The organism is Saccharothrix longispora, from assembly GCF_030852425.1.
In the GTDB taxonomy this organism is placed as follows: Bacteria; Actinomycetota; Actinomycetes; order Mycobacteriales; family Pseudonocardiaceae; genus Actinosynnema; species Actinosynnema longispora.
The window spans coordinates 259,298-279,533 of record NZ_NSDM01000011.1 but is presented as its reverse complement, the minus strand read 5'-3'; the positions used below and the strand labels follow the sequence as shown (position 1 = coordinate 279,533).

Annotated in this window: 23 protein-coding genes; 9 read left to right on the top strand and 14 right to left on the bottom strand. The window is 72.9% G+C overall.

The window, feature by feature from the left end:
• The first annotated feature begins 13 nt into the window (after nt 1-13).
• On the top strand, nt 14-1,519 hold the full coding sequence (gene glpK, locus CKY47_RS25260) for a glycerol kinase GlpK (protein WP_306748616.1): 1,506 nt from the start codon (nt 14-16) through the stop codon (nt 1,517-1,519).
• Nucleotides 1,520-1,572: 53 nt separating this feature from the next.
• Here the strand turns inward: glpK and CKY47_RS25255 are convergent, their stop codons facing one another.
• Nucleotides 1,573-2,976 (bottom strand): NAD(P)H-quinone dehydrogenase, encoded by a 1,404-nt coding sequence (locus tag CKY47_RS25255; protein WP_306748615.1) that lies wholly within the window; start codon nt 2,974-2,976, stop codon nt 1,573-1,575.
• Nucleotides 2,977-3,123: 147 nt separating this feature from the next.
• Between CKY47_RS25255 and CKY47_RS25250 the strand changes: the two genes are divergently transcribed.
• On the top strand, nt 3,124-3,573 hold the full coding sequence (locus tag CKY47_RS25250) for a gamma-glutamylcyclotransferase family protein (protein WP_306748613.1): 450 nt from the start codon (nt 3,124-3,126) through the stop codon (nt 3,571-3,573).
• 98 nt (nt 3,574-3,671) lie between these two features.
• On the opposite strand, the gene CKY47_RS25245 is transcribed toward CKY47_RS25250, so the two are convergent.
• The 9 genes from CKY47_RS25245 to CKY47_RS25205 form a co-directional block, all read right to left on the bottom strand.
• Nucleotides 3,672-4,586, bottom strand: coding sequence for an endonuclease domain-containing protein (locus tag CKY47_RS25245; RefSeq protein ID WP_306748611.1), 915 nt, complete (start codon nt 4,584-4,586; stop codon nt 3,672-3,674).
• A 158-nt stretch (nt 4,587-4,744) separates the two neighbouring features.
• Nucleotides 4,745-5,542, bottom strand: coding sequence for an ESX secretion-associated protein EspG (locus tag CKY47_RS25240; RefSeq protein ID WP_306748610.1), 798 nt, complete (start codon nt 5,540-5,542; stop codon nt 4,745-4,747).
• Nucleotides 5,542-6,858: a PPE domain-containing protein gene (locus CKY47_RS25235; RefSeq protein WP_306748608.1), complete on the bottom strand. Its 1,317-nt coding sequence runs from the start codon at nt 6,856-6,858 to the stop codon at nt 5,542-5,544. Before CKY47_RS25235 ends, CKY47_RS25240 begins: the two co-directional genes overlap by 1 nt.
• 30 nt (nt 6,859-6,888) lie before the next feature.
• Entirely contained in the window at nt 6,889-7,299 is a 411-nt protein-coding gene (locus CKY47_RS25230) for a transcriptional regulator (protein ID WP_306748607.1), read from the bottom strand.
• Between the two features lie 63 nt (nt 7,300-7,362).
• Entirely contained in the window at nt 7,363-7,950 is a 588-nt protein-coding gene (locus tag CKY47_RS25225; RefSeq protein ID WP_306748604.1) for a DUF3558 domain-containing protein, read from the bottom strand.
• 6 nt (nt 7,951-7,956) lie between these two features.
• On the bottom strand, nt 7,957-8,397 hold the full coding sequence (locus CKY47_RS25220; RefSeq protein WP_306748602.1) for a GNAT family N-acetyltransferase: 441 nt from the start codon (nt 8,395-8,397) through the stop codon (nt 7,957-7,959).
• Between the two features lie 11 nt (nt 8,398-8,408).
• Entirely contained in the window at nt 8,409-9,281 is an 873-nt protein-coding gene (locus CKY47_RS25215; protein WP_371320730.1) for an HAD family hydrolase, read from the bottom strand.
• Complete coding sequence (locus CKY47_RS25210) at nt 9,278-9,658, bottom strand: DUF1707 SHOCT-like domain-containing protein (protein ID WP_306748601.1); 381 nt, start codon at nt 9,656-9,658, stop codon at nt 9,278-9,280. Before CKY47_RS25210 ends, CKY47_RS25215 begins: the two co-directional genes overlap by 4 nt.
• 9 nt (nt 9,659-9,667) lie before the next feature.
• Nucleotides 9,668-11,437, bottom strand: coding sequence for an acetyl/propionyl/methylcrotonyl-CoA carboxylase subunit alpha (locus tag CKY47_RS25205; protein WP_306748600.1), 1,770 nt, complete (start codon nt 11,435-11,437; stop codon nt 9,668-9,670).
• A gap of 115 nt (nt 11,438-11,552) precedes the next feature.
• Here CKY47_RS25205 and CKY47_RS25200 point away from each other — a divergent pair, with 115 nt between their 5' ends.
• On the top strand, nt 11,553-12,221 hold the full coding sequence (locus CKY47_RS25200; RefSeq protein WP_306748599.1) for a hypothetical protein: 669 nt from the start codon (nt 11,553-11,555) through the stop codon (nt 12,219-12,221).
• 97 nt (nt 12,222-12,318) lie between these two features.
• Here CKY47_RS25200 and CKY47_RS25195 read toward each other — a convergent pair whose 3' ends face one another.
• Complete coding sequence (locus CKY47_RS25195) at nt 12,319-13,680, bottom strand: dicarboxylate/amino acid:cation symporter (RefSeq protein ID WP_306748597.1); 1,362 nt, start codon at nt 13,678-13,680, stop codon at nt 12,319-12,321.
• 176 nt (nt 13,681-13,856) lie between these two features.
• Nucleotides 13,857-14,465 (bottom strand): Maf family protein, encoded by a 609-nt coding sequence (locus CKY47_RS25190; RefSeq protein WP_306748596.1) that lies wholly within the window; start codon nt 14,463-14,465, stop codon nt 13,857-13,859.
• Between the two features lie 118 nt (nt 14,466-14,583).
• Between CKY47_RS25190 and CKY47_RS25185 the strand changes: the two genes are divergently transcribed.
• Complete coding sequence (locus CKY47_RS25185; RefSeq protein WP_306748593.1) at nt 14,584-14,991, top strand: hypothetical protein; 408 nt, start codon at nt 14,584-14,586, stop codon at nt 14,989-14,991.
• A gap of 28 nt (nt 14,992-15,019) precedes the next feature.
• On the opposite strand, the gene CKY47_RS25180 is transcribed toward CKY47_RS25185, so the two are convergent.
• Nucleotides 15,020-15,232: an acyl-CoA carboxylase subunit epsilon gene (locus tag CKY47_RS25180; RefSeq protein WP_306748592.1), complete on the bottom strand. Its 213-nt coding sequence runs from the start codon at nt 15,230-15,232 to the stop codon at nt 15,020-15,022.
• Nucleotides 15,229-16,860 carry an acyl-CoA carboxylase subunit beta gene (locus CKY47_RS25175; protein WP_306748591.1) on the bottom strand — a complete coding sequence of 544 codons (1,632 nt, stop codon included), beginning with the start codon at nt 16,858-16,860 and terminating at the stop codon, nt 15,229-15,231. Before CKY47_RS25175 ends, CKY47_RS25180 begins: the two co-directional genes overlap by 4 nt.
• Before the next feature lie 176 nt (nt 16,861-17,036).
• Between CKY47_RS25175 and CKY47_RS25170 the strand changes: the two genes are divergently transcribed.
• The 5 genes from CKY47_RS25170 to CKY47_RS25150 all read left to right on the top strand — a co-directional run bounded on the left by CKY47_RS25170 (nt 17,037) and on the right by CKY47_RS25150 (nt 20,232).
• The gene (locus CKY47_RS25170; protein ID WP_306748590.1) at nt 17,037-17,843 is read left to right on the top strand and encodes a biotin--[acetyl-CoA-carboxylase] ligase; all 807 of its coding nucleotides are present in this window, start codon (nt 17,037-17,039) and stop codon (nt 17,841-17,843) included.
• Nucleotides 17,844-17,873: 30 nt separating this feature from the next.
• Nucleotides 17,874-18,404 carry a PH domain-containing protein gene (locus tag CKY47_RS25165; RefSeq protein ID WP_306748589.1) on the top strand — a complete coding sequence of 177 codons (531 nt, stop codon included), beginning with the start codon at nt 17,874-17,876 and terminating at the stop codon, nt 18,402-18,404.
• On the top strand, nt 18,391-19,320 hold the full coding sequence (locus CKY47_RS25160) for a hydroxymethylglutaryl-CoA lyase (RefSeq protein ID WP_306748587.1): 930 nt from the start codon (nt 18,391-18,393) through the stop codon (nt 19,318-19,320). Before CKY47_RS25165 ends, CKY47_RS25160 begins: the two co-directional genes overlap by 14 nt.
• Nucleotides 19,321-19,420: 100 nt before the next feature.
• A complete protein-coding gene (locus CKY47_RS25155) occupies nt 19,421-19,927 on the top strand; it encodes a YbaB/EbfC family nucleoid-associated protein (protein WP_306748586.1) in 507 nt (168 codons plus the stop codon).
• On the top strand, nt 19,924-20,232 hold the full coding sequence (locus CKY47_RS25150) for a hypothetical protein (RefSeq protein ID WP_306748585.1): 309 nt from the start codon (nt 19,924-19,926) through the stop codon (nt 20,230-20,232). Before CKY47_RS25155 ends, CKY47_RS25150 begins: the two co-directional genes overlap by 4 nt.
• Nucleotides 20,233-20,236 lie beyond the last annotated feature (4 nt).

Below are 20,236 nucleotides of genomic sequence, written 5' to 3'. Positions count from 1 at the left end.
AGGACGCATCCCCATGACGAAGTACGTGGCCGCGATCGACCAGGGCACCACGTCGACCCGGTGCATGATCTTCGACCGCTCGGGGCGGGTGGTCGCGGTCGACCAGAAGGAGCACGAGCAGATCTTCCCGAGGGCCGGGTGGGTCGAGCACGACCCGACCGAGGTGTGGGCGAACACCCGCCAAGTCGCCGCGGGCGCGCTGGCCAGGGCCGACCTGAACGCGGGCGACATCGCCGCGGTCGGCATCACCAACCAGCGCGAGACCGCCGTGGTCTGGGACCGCACCACCGGGCGACCCGTCTACAACGCGATCGTGTGGCAGGACACCCGCACCGACGCGATCTGCCGCGCGCTGGGCGAGCTGGGCGGCGGCCAGGAGCGCTACCGCGACAGGACCGGCCTGCCGCTGGCCACCTACTTCTCCGGCCCGAAGGTGCGCTGGGTCCTGGAAAACGTCGAGGGCGCCCGGGAGAAGGCCGAGGCCGGCGACCTGGTGTTCGGCAACATGGACACCTGGGTGCTGTGGAACATGACGGGCGGCGTGGACGGCGGCGTGCACGTCACCGACCCCACCAACGCCTCCCGCACGCTGCTGATGGACCTCGACACGCTGAGCTGGGACGAGGGCATCGCCGCCGACATGGGCATCCCGCTGTCGATGCTGCCGGAGATCCGGTCGTCGTCCGAGGAGTACGGCAGGGTGCGCGAGCGCGGCGCGCTCGCGGGCGTGCCGATCGCGGGCATCCTCGGCGACCAGCAGGCCGCCACGTTCGGCCAGGCGTGCCTGTCGCCGGGCGAGGCCAAGAACACCTACGGCACCGGCAACTTCGTGCTGCTCAACACCGGCACCGAGAAGGTGATGAGCGAGAACGGCCTGCTCACGACGGTCTGCTACAAGATCGGCTCGGCCGACCCGGTGTACGCGCTGGAGGGGTCGATCGCGGTGACCGGCTCGCTCGTGCAGTGGCTGCGCGACAACCTCGGCATGATCACCACGGCCGCCGAGGTCGAGGAGCACGCCCGCACCGTGGACGACAACGGCGGCGCGTACTTCGTGCCCGCGTTCTCCGGCCTGTTCGCGCCGTACTGGCGGTCCGACGCGCGCGGCGCGATCGTCGGCCTGACCCGCTTCGTCAACAGGGGCCACCTGGCCCGCGCGGTGCTGGAGGCCACGGCGTTCCAGACCCGCGAGGTGATCGACGCGATGAACGCCGACTCGGGCGTGGCGCTGACCTCGTTGAAGGTCGACGGCGGCATGGTCGTGAACGAGCTGCTCATGCAGTTCCAGGCGGACATCCTCGGCGTGCCGGTGATCCGCCCCGTGGTCAGCGAGACCACGGCCCTGGGCGCCGCCTACGCCGCCGGGCTCGCGGTCGGGTTCTGGGAGTCCGAGGACGACATCCGGCAGAACTGGGCCCAGGACAAGCAGTGGGACCCGGACATGGACGACGAGACCCGCGAGACGCAGTACGCCCTGTGGAAGAAGGCCGTGACCAGGACCTTCGACTGGGTGGAGTGATCGGGCTCCCCCGGGGAGGGTGCTGCCGCCCTCCCCCCCCCGGGGGACCGGGCTCAGTCCAGGTCGTCGTGGCGCATGAGCTGGCGGCCGGCCTCGGTGAGCGACCCCGTCAGCGACGGGTACACCGAGAACGTGGTGGCCAGGTCCTCCACGGTCAGCTGGTTCTGCACGGCCAGCGCGATCGCCAGGATCAGCTCGCTGGCGTTCGGCGCGACCACGACACCGCCGATGACCACGCCGGTCGCCGGACGGCAGAACAGCTTCACGAAGCCCCGCCGCAGGCCCTCCATCTTGGCACGCGGGTTCGTGGCCAGCGGCAGCATGACGGTGCGGGCGGGCACGGTGCCCGAGTCGATCGCCTGCTGGCTGATGCCGACGCTCGCGATCTCCGGGTTGGTGAACACGTTCGCCGCGACCGTCTTGAGCTTGATCGGGCTCACGCCCTCGCCCAGGGCGTGCCACATGGCGATGCGGCCCTGCATGGCCGCCACGGACGCGAGCAGCAGCACGCCCGTGCAGTCGCCCGCCGCGTAGACGCCGGAGACGTTCGTGCGCGACACCCGGTCGACCGGGATGTAGCCGCCGCGGCCCAGTTCGATGCCGATCTTGTCCAGGCCCAGGTCGGCGGTGTTCGGGACGGAGCCGACCGTCATGAGCGCGTGGCTGGCCTCGATCGTGCGACCGTCCTCCAGGTGAATCAGGACACCCTCGCCGGTGTTCTCCACCCGGTCCGCGCGGGCGTGCTTGACCACCGCCGTGCCGCGTTCGGCGAACACGTCCTCCAGCACGGCCGCCGCGTCGGCGTCCTCGTGCGGGAGCACCCGGTCGCGGGACGAGACCATGGTCACCTTCACGCCCAGTTCGGTGTAGGCGGAGGCGAACTCCACACCGGTGACACCCGAACCGATGACGGCCAGGTGCTCGGGGAGTTCCGGGAGGTCGTAGATCTGGCGCCAGGTGAGGACGCGCTTGCCGTCCGGCTCGGCGCCCGGCAACACGCGCGGGGTCGCGCCCGTGGCGATGAGCACGACGTCGGCCGGCAGCACCTCCGTGGTGCCGTCGTCCGCCAGCGCCACCACCTCGTGCTGGGCGAGGCCCTTGGCGCCGTCGCAGAACTTCGCGGTGCCGTTGACGATCCGCACGCCCTCGCGCTGGAGGCGGGCGCGGACGTCCGCGGACTGGGCGAGCGCGAGGCCCTTCACCCGGCCGTGGACGACCGGCAGTTCCACCTCGGCGGCGGCGTTGTTGGTGCGGATGCCCAGCTCACCGGCGTTGCGAAAGGCGCTGCGGCCACCGGCGGAGGCGATGAACGTCTTGGACGGCACGCAGTCGTAGAGCACGCAGGCGCCGCCCAGGCCCTCGTTCTCGACGATGGTCACGTCGGCCCCGTGCTGGGCCGCGACCAGTGCCGCCTCGTAACCTGCGGGGCCACCGCCCATGATGACGATGCGGGTCACGACACGTCCTCCTCGGGTTGTCGGCGCTGGTGCCGGCGCTGTTTGCGCCGTTTGCGACCGGTGTCAACGGTACGCGGTCGGGTACGGGGGCGTGTCGTCCGGTCTTCTCGTGCCTCGCGGTGATCGCGGTGTCGCTAGGCTGTGGTCGTGCCGCTCTATGCCGCGTACGGGTCCAACATGGACCCGAACCAGATGATGGAGCGAGCCCCGTACTCCCCCATGGCGGGGACCGGGTGGCTCGCCGGTTGGCGTCTGTCGTTCGGTGGCGAGGACCTGGGCTGGGAGGGCGCGCTCGCCACCATCGTCGAGGACCCCGAGTCGCAGGTCTTCTGCGTGCTCTACGACGTGAGCCCGCGCGACGAGTCCCGCCTCGACAGGTGGGAGGGAGCGCTGGGCCTCTACAAGAAGATCAGACTCCGGGTCCAGACCCTGGAAGGCTCGGTGACCGCCTGGCTCTACGTCCTGGACGCCTACGAGGGCGGGCTCCCGTCGGCCCGCTACATCGGCGTGGTGGCCGACGCGGCCGAAGCCGCGGGGGCCCCCGACGACTACGTGGCCGACCTCCGAACCCGCCCCTGCCGCGGCATAGGCCCCTGACCCGCGAGTCGTAAACCCAGGCCGCGCGAGTCGTAAACCCAGGCCGCGCGAGTCGTAAGTTCGGGCCCGGAGTGTCGTAGGTCCGGGCCCGATGAGTCCTAGATCCAGAACCCTCGTGTCGCACGTTGAGGGCCGCTGAGGTCTGCCCGCAGGCGGTTGAACAACGCGGTCGGGTCGCGGAGGTCGGAAGCACTGGCACGGAGCACCCGCCACCCACGTCGTCGCAGGTCCTCGTCACGGGCCCGGTCCGACTCGACCTTGTCCACGTGAGCGGCGTAACCGTCGTACTCGAGGGCGAGACGCGCGTGGGGCCAGCCGAAGTCCAGGCGCCAGACCTCGCGACCGTCAAGGTCGCGCACCGAGTACTGGGGCTCGGGCAGTGGGAACCCGGCCTCGGCGATGAGCAGCAGGAGCATGCTCTCCGGTGGCGACTCCGGTAGCCCTGACGCGAGGTCGAGCAGGAAAGCGGCTTGACGCTTGCCCCTCGAGTCACGTCGTGCGGTGATTCGTGCGGCGATATCGCCCTTGAATTCCGCACGTTCGTGTGAAGGAATTTGTGCCAACGCCTCGTCTGCGCATGCCAGGGCCGTGGACCGGCGGGCGCGGCAAAGCAGTTCGGTGATGGCGTGCGCGACCGTGAAGCAGCGGAGACGGTCGACCTCGGTGACGTCGGCGATGTCATAGGCCTGCTGGTGCACGTCCAGCCCGGGACGCGAGTGCAGGCGGCGGTCGTAGTCGACAGTCAGGTGCACGCGGTGCGTCGATGCGGCCGTGCAACCGTGCAGCCACGCCGACGTGTGGCTCGACAGCACCGCGTCGGGACCGGCCATCAGCAGTGCGGCGGCCGCACGTGTGCGCAGCTCGGACATGTTCTCGCGGCGGATGACGACCTTGCGGCCGTAGTTGATCAATCGTCCTTCGGCGGTCAACCGCTCCAGTTCCTTGCGGCTGAAGTGAGTGCGCAGTTCGGTACGGCGGTAAGCGCCGTGGAGACCCTCGGGGAGTTCGATCATGCAGAACCGAGTGGCCCTGCCGGGATTTCGTACACGGATCACCCGAACGTGCAAGATCCAGTGCCTGAACTTACGACTCGCCGTGCCTGAACTTACGACTCGCCGTGCCTGAACTTACGACTCGCCGTGCCTGAACTTACGACTCGCCGTGCGCGAACTTACGACTCGCTGGTCAGGGAGTCCAGGTGGTGGAGGAGGCGGCGGGTGTCCACGGGGGAGATGGTGCTCCAGGGTTGTTGGCCGGGGGTGGCCCGGCGCACCTGGAGGTAGCGGCCCCGGGGGTTGTCGAAGAAGCCGATCACGCGGTCCGGGCGGACGCGCTTGCCGTACTTGTCGCGGAACGCGGCGCCGAACTGGCCCCGGTGGTCCGCGTCGCGGAACACCTCGGCCAGGGTCTGGGCGTCCTGCCGGCGGACGCCCCGCGCCAGGAGGGCACGGACCAGGTCGTCCGGGGTGTTCGAGCCGGCCGCCGCGGCGTCCAGGTCGGCGCTGGGCAGCGTCACGGAGTGCCCGGGGCCCGCGGGGGCCGGGGGCAGGGCCGACAGGGCCTCGCGGGCCAGGCTCTCGGCGGACGCGGCGCGCAGGGTCAGCTGGTCGCCGTCCAGCACGGCCAGCACACCGGACTGCCCCTTGGCCGCCGCCAGCACGCGGACGCTCCGGCCCAGCCACAGCCGCCCGTCCACCTCCCGCTGCGGCCGGTTGAGCAGGTGCAGCAGGTCCTCCAGCATCGGGTCGAGCGACACCGGACGGCCCAGAGCGCGCCGCTCCAGGTCCGTCCACGCCCGCTGCTCCAGCTCGGCCCGCTCGGCGTGCGTCTTCCCCGGCGAGGGCACCTTGAGCACCAGCGGCATGGTCTCCAGCCGCAGGTGCTCCCACAGCACGTCGAACTCCAGCGCCGAGATCGTCACGGGTTCGCGCAGGTCGCTGGTGCCCAGGTCCACACCGAACATCGTCATCAGCTGGTGGTGCTCTCCCCGATCACGGGCGGCGAGAACCCGCCCACCCCGTAGATGTCGTCCGTCTCGCGCAGGTAGTCGGCCGCGTCGTGCGCCGCGTCCTCCTCGTCCTCCGCCGTGCGCGGACCGCCCAGCCCGCCGAACGGGTCGAACGCGGGCTGCGCCGGCACCGCGCCGACGGTGCGCTTGTGCACGCTGTCGCCGCCGCCCTGACCCGCGGCGCCGCCCGACAGGCCCGCCGCCGGGACGCCGGTGCCGGTCGTGGCCGCGTGCTGGGCGTTGGCCGCCGCGAACGCGCCGAAGTCCGCCGAGCTGGTCGACGTCGTGCCGGCGGGCAGCGGAGCGCCGGGCGGGAGCGGCAGCAGGTGCTGGCCGGCGGCGGGAGCGCCGGAACCGGCACCGCCCGCGCCGCCGCCGCCACTGCCGGCCGCGTGCTGCTCGGTCGTGGTCACGTCGGACTTGCGCTTGTCCTCGTCACGCCGGCCGCCGCCGATCACGCCACCCGGCCCGAACGACCCCGTGCCGGGACCGGACGCCAGGGGCTGCGTCGACGGACGGGTCTGCCCGGTGGACGGCGCCGAACCCGCGGACGACGTGCCCGTCGAACCACCGGTCGGCGACGGGGGACGCACCGCCGGCGCGGAGCCGCGACCACCCGGGCCGCCACCGCCGCGCCAACCGCGGCCGCCGCCCCAGCCGCCGCGGCCGCCGCGCGCGCCACCGTGGCCCCACCCGGGACCGGGCACGCCGGGAGCGTCGTTGCGCACCGCGTCACCGGCGCTGATCACCAGCTGCGGGGGCTGGTGGAACTGCCCCAGCGTGTTGGTGTTCGACGTGGTGGAGGACGCGTACGTCGTCATCACCTCGCGGGCGCGCTGCTCGGCCGCGTTGGACGCCTTCTCCTGCAGCTCGTAGTCCGTCTGCCCGCCGATCAGCGTGGTGATCGCGCTGACGAGCGGGTTCGGCTTCTCCGCGGTGACCGGCACCGGCGGCGGCATGTCGGAGCGCGCCTTGGAGATGTAGTCGGCCTGGAGCTCCGCCGAGACCCGCATCACCTCGGAACCGGCGCGCGCGTCGTCCGCCCAGGAGGCCAGCGGGTTGATCCCCATCCGCGCCTTGTCGGCCGCGGCGCCCTCCCACGAGGCGCCGGAGCGCAGCACGCCGGCGTGCAGCTCGGAGTTGATCTCGGCCAACGCGGCCGAGACGCCCGCCCAGCGCTCCATGGAGGAGTGCGACGCCTGCGGTCCCGGGCCGGAGTTGATCGCTTGGTACAGCTCTTCGTGGCTGTACCCGCTCCAGCGGTGTCCATCGGGCATGAAGATTCCCCTTGCCTGCGCCGGGTGCCCTTAACGGCCGCCCTGCTGTCCCATCAAGCCGGTGTTGTCGTCTTCGATGGACTGGTACTGCCGTTCCACGAGGTTGAGGGCGTCCATGGCCGACTTCAGCTGTTGCTGGTAGTTCTGCAACGCGGCCAGCGCCGAGTCGCCGGACTCCAGCGACCGGTCGTTGAACCTCTCCGCGGCGTCCTTGCTCACCGGGTCGCCGGCCCAGGGACGCACCCTGACCTCGGTGATGGCGAGTTCGATCTGCTGGTCCAGCCTCGTCAGGGCGCCCGAGAACGCGCTGCGGAGACTGGGGATGGCACTGGGGTCCACGTTCAGGGTGTGCGCCAAGGGCGGTGAGCCCGAGTCGGCACCGTGGCCGCGGTCTTCCGGCGGCATGGACAACCTCCCCGTCTTCGCGGTTTCGTCGCGCATGGTCACTCTAGCCACAGGGTCCGACAACAGGGAGTGGGCGCACCCGCACATCCCCCGCGCGGGTCAGCGCCGTTGCAGCAAACCGGCCACCGCCGCTTCGGCCGCGCGTTGCGCCCCCTGGCACAGGGTGTCCTGCTTGGCCTTCTTCTCGTTACCGCCGTCGCGGAACATCACGTCCAGGAACTGCCCTTCCGCGACGTCCACCTCGACGTTGCACACGTGGTCCATCCCGGGTGTCCGGACGGTGAGCCCGGGAAACCCGTTCACGGTCGTCTGGCGAGCGTCGACCTGCGCGTTCTCGTCGAGCCACACGCCGATGCCCTCGACTGTGACGAGCGCGAGGCGCACCACGTTCCCGCTGATCGTGCTGCGCATGGTGCACGCCTTCGCGTTGCCGAAGCTCGATTCCACGTAGGCGCTGGGCGGGTTGTCGAGGCTCAGCGCCACCCGCTGGTCGGCGGACAGCACCGCGCACGGGTCGACGTCGTCCAACCGCAGTTCACCGGGGCGCGGCGGCATCGGCGGCACGCTGGTGGCACTGGCGATGACCGGTTCGTCGGACCGGCCGTCGGCGGTGTTCTCCGGTGAGGGCGTGCAAGCCGGCAGCGCCAACGCGCACAACGTGGCGATGATCACGCGAGCAGCCCTCATGAGCACCTACCGTAGTCGGGTCCACACACCGCGTGGACCCCCGGCTGTGAAGCCTGTTCGCCCGGCGAGTCGCCGGGCGGCTTCGCCCTCGGGTCTGGCGGTGATCAGGGGGAGGTCGAGGAAGCCGAACCCGAACCGGGCCACCGCGTCCACGGCGTGGGTCGCGACGCCCCGGCGGCGCCGGGGCGGGGTGGTCCAGCAGGTCAGCTCGCCGCGCGCGGTCAGCACGACCTCGCCCACGGCGGTACCGGTGAGCTGGTCGCACACGGCCCACGAGCAGCTCTCGCCCGCGTGCCACTGCCGCGCCCGCTCGGCCACGTGCGCCGCGGCGGCGTCGAGGTCGGCGACCAACCCGCCGCCGACGAGCGGGACGCGGTCGTCGACGCGGTCGTCGTGCCGCAGTCCACGCAGGTAGAACTCACCCGCGTTGATCTCGACCGCCTCCATGGGCGCGGAGACTAGTCGGTGACGAACCCGTCGTAACGGGCGGCCAGCGCTTCGAGCAGGCCGCGGTGCGCCGAGGCGGGTTGGCCGTCGGGACCGGTGGTCGGCTCGACCACCCAGTCGGCGTCCTCCACGTCGTCCTCGCCGGCCAGCAGGTCCTTGTGCACGGCGCACGGCGCCCAGCCCGCTTCGGCCAGTTCCCCCGCGGCCTGCTCGGCGTCGTCGCGGTCGTGCAGGACCAGCAGCAACGGGCCGCCGCGCGTGGTACCGGGGGCGCCGCCCCCGCCGTCCAGCAGGCCGCGGGAGCGGAGGGCCTCGCGCAGGGAGGCCGCGTCGGGCGTGTGCACGGCGTCGAGGCCGATGGTGCGGGCCGCCGCCGCGTTCTCCTCGTTGTCGTCGCAGAACAGGGTCGAGGACGTCGAGTGCTGGAGCACCCGCAGCGCCCGCCGGAACGCCTCGGGCGACGGCTTGGCCACGCCGAGCCGCGCGGACGTCACGACGGCGTCCACCTCGCGGTCCAGGCCGAGGGCGGCGAGGTCGCGCGGCAGGCGGTCGGTGGCGTTGGACAGCAGCGCGACCCGGCAGCGCCCCCGCACCCGCCGCACCAGGTCCAGGGCTTCCGGGATCACCTCGCCGGTGCGGGTCCACGCCGCCACGGCCGCCGTCGCCGCGTCCTCGGGCACGTCCTCGCGGACCAGTTGCCGCCGGACGGCGTCGCGCCACTCCTCGTCGGTGACGCGGCCGGTCACGGCGGGCACGGACAGCGCGAACGACACCCGGGCCAGTGCGCCGCGCGGCAGGCCGAACTCGTCCTCGATCGGCGCGTCCGGCCCGAACCGGCGCAGCACGCCGTCGAGGTCGAGCAGCAGCAGCGACGGTGCGCTCACCGCTTGCCCGACCGGCCGAGCAGCAGCATCACCGGCAGGACCAGCAGGAACACGAACGGGTTCTTCAGCACGAAGAACAACGCCACGCACCCCAGGAGGACGACCGGCAGCACCACGCCGGACATCCGCGGCTCCAGCGCGAACGACGACCGCCGCGCGGGCGGCTCGGCCGGCGCCACCTGCCGGAACCGCGGCCGCGGGTCGGGCAGGTCGGCGAACAGTTCGAGCAGGTCGCCCCTGGTGCGCGCGGTCGCGACGCGGGCGGAGCGCTCGCCGAACTCGTCCACGGTCAACCGACCCTGGCCGAGGTGCTCGCCGAGCAGTTCGAGCGCGTGCTCGCGCTCCGCGTCGCCGATCCGGATGTCCCGCTCGCTCACACGGCGAGCCTATTCCTTGATCTCGCAGAGCACGGTGCCCTGGGTGACCGCCGCACCGGGTTCGGCGGCCAGACCGGTGATCGTGCCCGCCTTGTGCGCGGTCACCGGGTTCTCCATCTTCATGGCCTCCAGCACGACGACCAGGTCGCCCGCCTCGACCTGCTGCCCGTCCTCGACGGCCACCTTGACGATGGTGCCCTGCATGGGCGCGGCCACCGCGTCGCCCGACACGTTCGCGCCGGACCCGCCGCCGCGCTTGCGCGGCTTGACCTTCGCGGTCGCCTTCGCCCCGCCGCCACCGCTGCCGCCGAGGGCCAGGTCACCGGGCAGCGACACCTCCACGCGACGGCCGCCGACCTCGACCACGAGGGTCTGCCGGGGCTCCTCCCCCTGGGCCTCGGCGGGGTCGGTGAACGGCGCGATGGTGTTGTCGAACTCGGTCTCGATCCACCGGGTATGCACGGTGAAGCCCTCGTCCGTGCCCACGTACGCCGGGTCGCGCACGATCGCGCGGTGGAACGGCAGCACGGTGGCCATGCCGTCGACGACCATCTCGTCCAGTGCCCGGCGCGCCCGCTCCAGGGCCTGGGTGCGGTCCTCGCCGGTGACGATCAGCTTCGCCAGCAGCGAGTCGAACTGGCCGCCGATGACCGTGCCGCTCTCCACGCCCGCGTCCACCCGGACGCCGGGGCCGGACGGCGCGGTGAACGTCGTCACGGTGCCGGGGGCGGGCAGGAAGTTGCGGCCCGCGTCCTCGCCGTTGATGCGGAACTCGATCGAGTGGCCGCGCGGGGTCGGGTCCTCGGTGAACCGCAGCGGCTCGCCCGCGGCGATGCGGAACTGCTCGCGCACCAGGTCGATGCCCGCGGTCTCCTCGCTGACCGGGTGCTCCACCTGGAGGCGCGTGTTGACCTCCAGGAACGAGATGGTGCCGTCCACCGCGACCAGGTACTCGACGGTGCCCGCGCCGTGGTAGCCGGCCTCCTTGCAGATGGCACGCGCGGACCGGTGGATCTCGGCGCGCTGCTCGTCGGTGAGGAACGGCGCGGGCGCCTCCTCGACCAGCTTCTGGTGGCGGCGCTGCAACGAGCAGTCGCGGGTGCCGACGACGACCACGTTGCCGTGCTGGTCGGCCAGCACCTGCGCCTCGACGTGCCGCGGCTTGTCCAGGTAGCGCTCGACGAAGCACTCGCCGCGGCCGAACGCGGTGACCGCCTCGCGCACCGCGCTGTCGAACAGCTCGGGGATCTCCTCCATCGTGCGGGCGACCTTCAGGCCGCGACCGCCGCCGCCGAACGCCGCCTTGATCGCGACCGGCAGCCCGTGCTCCTCGGCGAACGCCACGACCTCGTCCGGGCCGCCCACCGGGTCCTTGGTGCCCGGCACCAGCGGCGCGCCCGCGCGCATCGCGATGTGCCGCGCGGTCACCTTGTCGCCCAGGTCGCGGATGGCCTGCGGGGTCGGCCCGATCCAGGTCAGGCCCGCGTCCAGCACGGCCTGCGCGAAGTCGGCGTTCTCGGACAGGAAGCCGTAACCGGGGTGCACCGAGTCCGCGCCGGCGCGCTTGGCGACGTCCAGGAGCTTGTCGACGGACAGGTAGCTCTCGCCGGGCGTGCTCCCGCCCAGCGCGAATGCCTCGTCGGCGAGGCGGACGAACGGGGCGTCGCGGTCCGGGTCGGCGTACACGGCGACGCTGGTGAGCCCTGCGTCACGGCAGGCGCGGATGACCCGGACGGCGATCTCACCGCGGTTGGCGACGAGGACCTTGCGCAGCGACACGACGTCCTACCTCCTGGCAACGCTGGTGTGGAGTGGTGGTGGTCGGGGAGTTTAGTGACCCCCCGGTACGTCGCGGTCGAGAGACGGGTCACGCTTGGTGCGACAATCCGAAATCGTGTCCTCCCCGCCTAAAGCCGCGCTGGTGGTCGCCTGTGCCGCAGTCCTCACCACCGTCGCCAGCGTGGCCGTCGCCTGGTCGCTGCGGCCACCGGACCAGCCGGACGCCGGCGCCGCGCCCGCCCAGGACCAGCTGCGCTGCGGCACCACGGCGTGCCGGTCGTTGGTCAAGCGCGAGGTGGGCGCCGACTCGGTCGAGCTGCTCGTGGGGTCGGGGGAGGGGCGCATCCGCACCAACGGGGCTTCGGGGCCGAACATCTTCGAGCTGACCGTCGCCGCCTCGGGCGCCGACATCACCGAGGGGTCGCTCCAGTGCGCGGACGCGGAGGTCACCGTGTGCCTGGTCCGGGGCGCGGCGGGCGGGGAGGTGCGCGGCGAGGTGATCGTGCGCAGGTCGGGGGCCTGGACGCGGGCGCAGGTGCCGTACCTGTCGTCGGGGGCGCACCTGGCGCTGGCCGACGTGGACCGGGACGCGGTGGCCGACGTCGTCGCGGTCCAGCGCGCCTGCCCGGGGGTCGACGACTGCGGCCGGCGGTTCGCGCAGGTCTTCTCGGTGGTGGGCGGGGGCGAGGTGGGCTGCACGGTGGTCGTGGGATCGCCCGAGGAGCTGCCGGGCTGGCCGGAGGTGGTGCCGGACGCGTCGACCCTGGTGCGCTGCCGTCCCTGAGGCGGGTACCCGAGGCGGGTGTCCCTGGACGGCGGGTCCTGGACGGCGGAGGGGGCCGCCTGCGGGCGACCCCCTCCGGGTGGTGGTGCGGTCCGGCTCAGACCCGGACGACCTCGCGCGTGCCGGTCCCGGGAGCGGTCCCCGACGTGCCGGTCTCGCGCGGGCCGTTGAGCAGCGGCGGCTCGCTCGGCGAGTTCAGCACCTCGTCGTCGATCAGGCCCTCGCCGCGCGCCACCAGTACCGGGACGGCGATCTGACCCGTCACGTTGGTCGCGGTGCGCACCATGTCGAGGATCGGGTCGATCGCGTAGACCACGGCGACACCGGTCGCGATGACCTCCGGCGGCATGTTCACCGCGCCCAGGGTGAGGGTCAGCATGGTGAACCAGCCGGTGGTGCCGGCGGTGGCCAGGGCGCCGAACACGGCCACCGCGACGATCGCCACGTACTGCCAGACGCCGAGCTGCACGCCGAACAGGTTCGCGATGAACACCGTGGCGATGGCCGGGTACACGGCGGCGCAGCCGTCCATCTTGGTGGTGGTGCCCAGCGGCACGGCGAACGAGGCGTAGTCGGGGTCCACGCCGAGGTTGGCGGCGGTCTGGCGGCTCAGCGGCAGGGTCGCGCCCGACGAGCGGGACACGAACGCGAACTGGATCGCGGTCCACGCCTTGCCGAAGAACGTCTTCGGCGACACGTGCCCGACGAACCGCAGCAGCACCGGGTAGACCACGAACAGCACCAGCAGCGACCCGCCGTACACGGCCGCGATCAGCGAGAACAGCGGGCGGACGAACGAGTTGCCGTACGTCGCGAACGCGGTGCCGATCAGGCCGAACACGCCGATCGGGGCGAGCAGGATGATCCAGCCGACGACCTTCTGGATCAGGTCGAACACCGACCGGGTCAGGTTCACGAACGGAGCGGCCCTGTCGCCCAGCGCGTACGCGGCGAAGCCGACCAGGACCGACACGAACACGACCTGGAGCACCTCGCCCTCGGTGAAGGCGGCGAACAGGTTGGACGGGATCAGCGTCTCCAGCAGCGTGCCCCACGAGCCGGGGTCGCGCGCGGCCAGCCGTTCGACGGCGGCCTGCGACGGCTCGACCTGCACGCCCGCGCCCGGCTTGAACACCAGCGCGATGGCCAGGCCGATGAGCACCGAGATCAACGAGGTGATCGCGAACCACAGCAGCGTCTTGCCGCCGAGCCGGGCCGCGCGGTTCGAGCCGAGGCGCCGCAGGCTCGTGATGCCGACGACGATCGCGGTGAAGACCAGGGGGATGACGGTGAACTGCAGCAGGCTGGTGAAGACGTCGCCGATCCGGCCGAGCGTGGTGGTGAGCCACGTCAGCCCGGCGCTCTTGGCGAGGAAGCCCGCGAGCGCGCCCAGCACGAGCGCGGCGAGCACGGTGACGCCGAAGACCTTCGGCTTTGTGTAGGTGCGGACGAACGACACGACTGCTCCGGATGGGTGCGCGGGGTTGGCTGGACGCGGGGCGTCAGCCCCGACAGCTCGCCGTCGTCCTGCGCCCGTAGTCGATGTGACGACGGCGCGTCAGCAGTTCGTTCATCGCTTCCCCCAACGCCGGTCCTGGTCCGGAGCTTCCCCGGCCGGGGGAAATGTGACAACGGCTACCAGATGTCGGACACCGCGACGCCGACTTGACGCAGCAGCCGCCTCGTGAGCGGGAGGCTGATGCCGATCACGCTGGACGGGTCGCCGTCGATGCCGTCCACGAACCAGCCGCCCAGGCCGTCGAGGGTGAACGCGCCCGCCACGTTCAGCGGCTCGCCGGTGGCCAGGTACGCTTCCAGTTCGTCCTCGGCCGGCCGGCCGAACCGGACGAGCGTCGCCTCGTGGCCGACGGCCCGGCCGACCTCGGCGCCGTCGCGCAGCCGGAGCACGGCGTGGCCGGTGAGCAGCGTGCCCGAGGTGCCCGCCATCCGCTTCCAGCGCTCGCGCGCCACGTCCACCGTGCGGGGCTTGCCGTGCACCTCGCCGTCGGAGGTGAGCAGCATCGAGTCGCAGCCCACCACGACCTCGTCCCCGCTCGACCCGCTCGCGATGGCCTCGGCCTTGGCCAGCGCCAGGGTCGTGACGAGGTCGTCGGGGGTGGGGTCGACCAACGACGCGGCGATCGCGTCCTCGTCGACGCCGGAGACCCGGACGACGGGCTCGACCCCGGCGGCGCGGAGGACGGCGAGGCGGGCGGGGGACTGCGAGGCGAGGACGAAGCGCACGGCGTGCAGCCTAGGGCGCGCCGGACCGCGCGCCCGAGCGGTGCCACGGCGCCGCGTGGACCGGCGCTGCGTAGAACTACCGATGCGCGCCGCGACGGCGTCGGCCACCCTCGGTGAGGTGCAGCGTTGGGCTCTGGTGGTGCGCCGGACCGAACGGGGGCGGAGGAGGCGGCGGTGGTTGTTCCCGCTGGTGTCCGCGCTCATCGTGGCGGGGTTGGCGGTTCCGGTCGTGTCCAGTGACCCGGTCGGGTACGGGGTGCCGTTCTGGCCCTTCGCGAACGGCAGCGACCGGGTCGAGTGGCGGGTGATGGACCAGGTCACGGCCACCGCGCGGGCGATCGGGCGGCTCGACGCGGTGCCCGACGCGGTCGCCGACGAGGAGGTCGAGGTGCTGGCCGCGCGGATCGGGGCGGACGCCATGTGGATGCGGGTGCGCCTGCACGTCCCCGACGGCGTGCGCTGCCGCGAGGTGTCCGTGCTGGGGGACACCGGTGTGCGGGTCAACAGCCGTCGGGTCGACTGCTAGCCGGCCCGACGGCCGTCGACCCGCGGGGTCAGCCCGGCAGCCCGGACGCGCGCCACGCGCCCGGGCCGTGCGGCAGCGGTCGGCGGACCAGCCGGGAGGGGTCCGCCCAGGTCGAGGGGCGGGATCGCTCGGGCGCCGACCCGCCCGACGCCGCCAGGCCCGCCACGACGGCGGTCACGACGGCCAGTTCCACGTCGTCCGGGTTCCCGCGCACCACCCGGAGGTGCGGCCCGCCGCTCACAGCGGGATGTTCCCGTGCTTCTTGGGCGGCAGCACCTCGCGCTTGTCGCGCAGCACCGCCAGCGCCCGCGCCACGTGCGCCCGCGTGTAGGACGGCGGGATCACCGCGTCCACGTACCCGCGCTCCGCCGCCACGTACGGGTTGCACAGGGTGTCCTCGTACTCCTGCTGCAAGCGGGCGCGGAGCGCGTCCACGTCCTCGCCCTTGCCGACCGCCGCCGCCAGCGTCTTGCGGTGCACGATGTTCGCCGCGCCCTGCGCGCCCATGACCGCGATCTGCGCCGTCGGCCACGCCAGGTTGACGTCGGCGCCCAGGTGCTTCGAGCCCATCACGTCGTACGCGCCGCCGTACGCCTTGCGGGTGATCACGGTGACCAGCGGCACGGTGGCCTCGGCGTAGGCGTAGATCAGCTTCGCGCCGCGCCGGATGATGCCGTTCCACTCCTGGTCGGTGCCGGGCAGGAAGCCGGGCACGTCCACGAACGTCAGCACCGGGATGTTGAACGCGTCGCACGTGCGCACGAACCGCGCGGCCTTCTCCGAGGCGTCGATGTCGAGGCAGCCCGCGAACTGGGTGGGCTGGTTGGCGACGACGCCGACCGAGTGACCGTCCACCCGGCCGAAGCCGATCAGGATGTTCGGCGCGAACAGCGGCTGGACCTCCAGGAACTCGCCCTCGTCCAGCACGCGGGTGATGACCTCGTGCATGTCGTAGGGCTGGTTCGCGGAGTCCGGGATGAGCACGTCCAGCTCGCGGTCGGACTCGGTGACCGAGTCCTGGATCGAGCCGTGCACGAGGTCGTCCGGCGTGTCGAACACCGGCGGCTCGGACATGTTGTTGGCGGGCAGGTAGGACAGCAGCTCCTTGACGTAGGAGATGGCGTCCTCCTCGTCCCCGCCGAGGTAGTGCGCGTTGCCCGACTTCGTGTTGTGCGTGCGACCGCCACCCAGGTCCTCGAAGCCCACGTCCTCGCCGGTGACGGTCTTGATCACGTCCGGGCCGGTGATGAACATGTGCGAGGTCTTGTCGACCATCACCACGAAGTCGGTCAGCGCGGGGGAGTACACGTGCCCGCCCGCGTTCGCGCCCATGATCAGCGAGATCTGCGGGACGACGCCGGACGCGGCCACGTTGCGGCGGAAGATCTCGCCGTAGAGGCCCAGCGAGACGACGCCCTCCTGGATGCGCGCGCCGCCGCCCTCGTTGATGCCGATGATCGGCCGGCCGGTCTTGATCGCCAGGTCCATGACCTTGACGATCTTCTCGCCGTACACCTCGCCGAGCGAGCCGCCGAAGACCGTGACGTCCTGGCTGAACACGCACACCGGGCGGCCGTCGACGGTGCCGTAGCCGGTCACCACGCCGTCGCCGTACGGGCGGTTCCCGTCCTGGCCGAAGTTGGTGGAGCGGTGCCTGGCCAGCTCGTCCAGCTCGACGAACGAACCCGGGTCGAGCAGCAGTTCGATGCGTTCGCGGGCGGTCTTCTTGCCCTTGGCGTGCTGCTTCTCGACCGCGCGCGCCGAGCCGGCGTGCACGGCCTCCTCGTTGCGCCGGTACAGGTCGGCCAGCTTGCCGGCCGTGGTGTGGACGTCCGGCTCCTCGCCGATGGGGGCGGTCGCACTGCTCATGACCGGGCAGCTTAGCGAGGCCGGTCCAAGGCGGGGCGGACGCAGTTGCCCACGTCACGATCGTTCCGGTTGACCTCCAGCACGCTGGAGGTTGCAGGCTTGTCGCGGGCGGCCCGGCCCGCCGTCCACACCGCTCCGACACAGCGGGCGGGACGGGTCGCTCCTACGCTTCGCCGGTGACCTCGCACCCCACCCCGGACGTCCCGGTGGACGTCGCCGTCCTCCGCCGCGAGCTGCTCGGCCGCTACGCCGCGATCCACGTCGTGGAGAGCACCGGCTCCACCAACGCCGACCTGCGCGAAGCCGCCGCCGGGGGCGCGCCCGACCGCACCGCGCTCGTCGCCGGGCGGCAGACCGCGGGCCAGGGCAGGCGCGGGCGGTCCTGGGCGTCGCCCACCGGCGGCCTCTACGTGAGCGCGCTGTTCCGGCCGGACGGCGTGCCGCCCGCGCGGCTGCCGTGGCTGACGCTGCTCGCCGGCCTCGCCCTGGTGCGCACCGCGCGCGGGTTCGGGGTCACCGCAACCCTGAAGTGGCCGAACGACCTGCTGGTCGACGGGGCCAAGGCCGCCGGGGTGCTGGCCGAGGGCACCGCGGGCCCGGCCGTGGTCGTCGGCATCGGGCTGAACGTCGCCGAGCCGCCCGACGACGTGGAGCCCGGCGCGGGCGGCCTGCGGCCCACCGGCCTGGAGACCCACGCGGGCCCGCTGGACCGCACGGCCGTCGCGGTCGCGCTGCTCGGCGAACTGGCCGACCTGGAGGAGCGGTGGCGCCGCGCCGGCGGCGACGACCCGGGGCTGCGCGCCGAGTACGAGCGGCACTGCGGCACGCTCGGCAGCCCCGTGCGGGTCGAACTGGCCCGGGACGGGCTGCTGCTCGGCACGGCGCGCCGGCTGGAGCCCGACGGCACGCTCGTGGTGCGCGACGAACGAGGCGCGGACCACTCCGTTTCCGCCGGGGACGTGGTGCACCTGCGAGTACGGTGAGGCCCAGCACACCCACCGAAGGGGACCGCCGTGGCCTACCCGGACGACCTGCTCAGCCCGAGCGAGCACGTCGTGATCCACAAGCACCCGCACTGGAAGGCGCTGGTGGTCCCGGTGGCCGTGCTGGTCGCGGTGCTCGCCGGCGGGACCTGGCTCGCGGTGCTGGCCGCCGACCTGACCTGGGCGTCGACCGCGTGGCTCGTGCTGGCCGCCGTCGCCGCCCTGCTGGTCGGGTGGCTCGTGCTCGCCCCGGTGCTGCGCTGGCGCACCACGCACCTCGTCATCACCACGGAACGCGTCATGTGGCGCATGGGCGTGGTGCGGCGGGTGAGCCTGGACCTGCCGCTGCGGCGCATCGACAGCGTCCGGTTCGAGCAGGGGGTGACCGACCGCCTGCTGCGCTGCGGCACGCTGGTGATCGACTCGGCGTCGGACCAGCCGCTCGAACTCGACGACATCCCCGACGTGGAGACGGTGAACTCGCTGCTCCAGCGGGAGATCAACGACAACCCGGAAGACGACTACCAGCCGGAGGACGGGGTCATCGATGGGCGCGCGTGAGGTCGGCCTGCCCGAGACGGTCGGCGGGGGAGGGCTCCCCGACCGCGTGACGATCTGGGAGGTGGGTCCCCGCGACGGCCTCCAGAACGAGTCCGCGGTCGTGCCGGTCGCCACCAAGCTCGAGTTCCTGGACCGGCTCGCCGACGCGGGCGCCGCGGTGCTGGAGGCGACGAGCTTCGTCCACCCGAAGTGGGTGCCGCAACTGGCCGACGCCGAGGAGCTGCTGGCCGGCCTCGACCGGCGGGACGGCGTCGACTACCCCGTGCTGGTGCCCAACGAGCGCGGCCTGGAACGCGCGCTGGCGGCGGGCGTCCGGCACGTCGCGATCTTCGCCAGCGCCACCGGGACGTTCGCGCGGCGCAACCTCAACCGGTCGCTCGACGAGCAGTTCGCCATGTTCGACCCGGTCGTCGCGCGCGCCAAGGCCGAAGGGCTCGCGGTGCGCGGCTACGTGTCGATGTGCTTCGGCGACCCGTGGGAGGGCGCGGTCGGCCGCGACCAGGTCGTCGGCGTCGGCAAGCGGCTGCTGGACATGGGCTGCGACCAGCTCTCGCTCGGCGACACGATCGGCGTGGCCACCCCGGGTCAGGTGACGGCGCTGCTGGCCGCGTTCGGCGGCGTCGAGCGGCTGGCCGTGCACTTCCACGACACCTACGGGCAGGCGCTCGCGAACACGCTGGCCGCGCTCCAGGCGGGCGTCACGACCGTCGACTCGTCCGCGGGCGGCCTCGGCGGCTGCCCGTACGCGGAGTCCGCCACCGGCAACCTCGCCACCGAGGACCTGGTGTGGATGCTCGACGGCCTGGGCGTGGCGCACGGCGTCGACCTGGACAAGCTCGCCGACACCAGCGCGTGGATGGCGGAGCGGCTCGGCCGGCCCAGCCCGTCGCGGGTGGTCAGGGCCCTGCGCGGGTAGCGCCGGATTTTCCCGCGCGCACCGGAACCGGGGTGGGGGTCGCAACGTCCAACGCGCGACCGACGACCATGCCCGGCGACGGTTCGAACCGGAGGTGGCCGTGACGACCGATCACCGCGCCCAGGTGGACGAGCTGCTGGCCGACTACCGGCGCAGCCGCGACCAGCTGGCGTCCGTGCAGCGCGACCTGGCGAAGGTGTCGGGCGCCGCGACCAGCCCGGACGGCTCGGTGACCGCCGTCGTCGACGCGCAGGGCACGCTCACCGACCTGGAGCTGGCCGACCACGCCTACCGGATGCGCCCCGCGCAGCTGGCCCGGCTCATCCTGCGCACCGCCGCGGAGGCCGCGGTCAAGGCCGCGGAGCGCACCTACCAGGCGTTGGGCCCCGTGCTGCCCGCCGGCACCGACCCGGAGGCGCTGGTGCGCGGCACCGCGGACCTGCGCCCGGAGGAGATCCGACCGCCCGAACCCGCCCGCCGGCCCGCCGTCGTCGACGACGACGAGGACTTCGAGCAGCGCGACTGGCTCGACGTGGACGCCGCGACCCCGGTCGCGGGCGGTCCGCCCGTCGCCGCCCCGAGCGCCACCCCGAGGAGAACGAGATGAACGGGTTCCGCACCGACCTCGCCCGCCTCACCGGGGGGGCGCAGGACTTCGGCGCGTTCGCCGAGCGCGCCGGGAGGATCGCGGCCGACCTCGGCGCGACGCTCGACTCGCTGGGCGCCTGCTGGGGCGACGACGCGATCGGGCAGAGCTTCGCGGCGGGCCACGTGCGGCCCGCCGGTGACGTGCTCGCCGGGCTGAACGGCCTGGGCGGTGGCTTCGACGGCGTCGCGGAGCGCTTCGCCGGGACGGCCCGCACCTACCGCGAGGTCGAGGACGGCAACAGCACCGCGCTCGGCGCGATCTGACTCA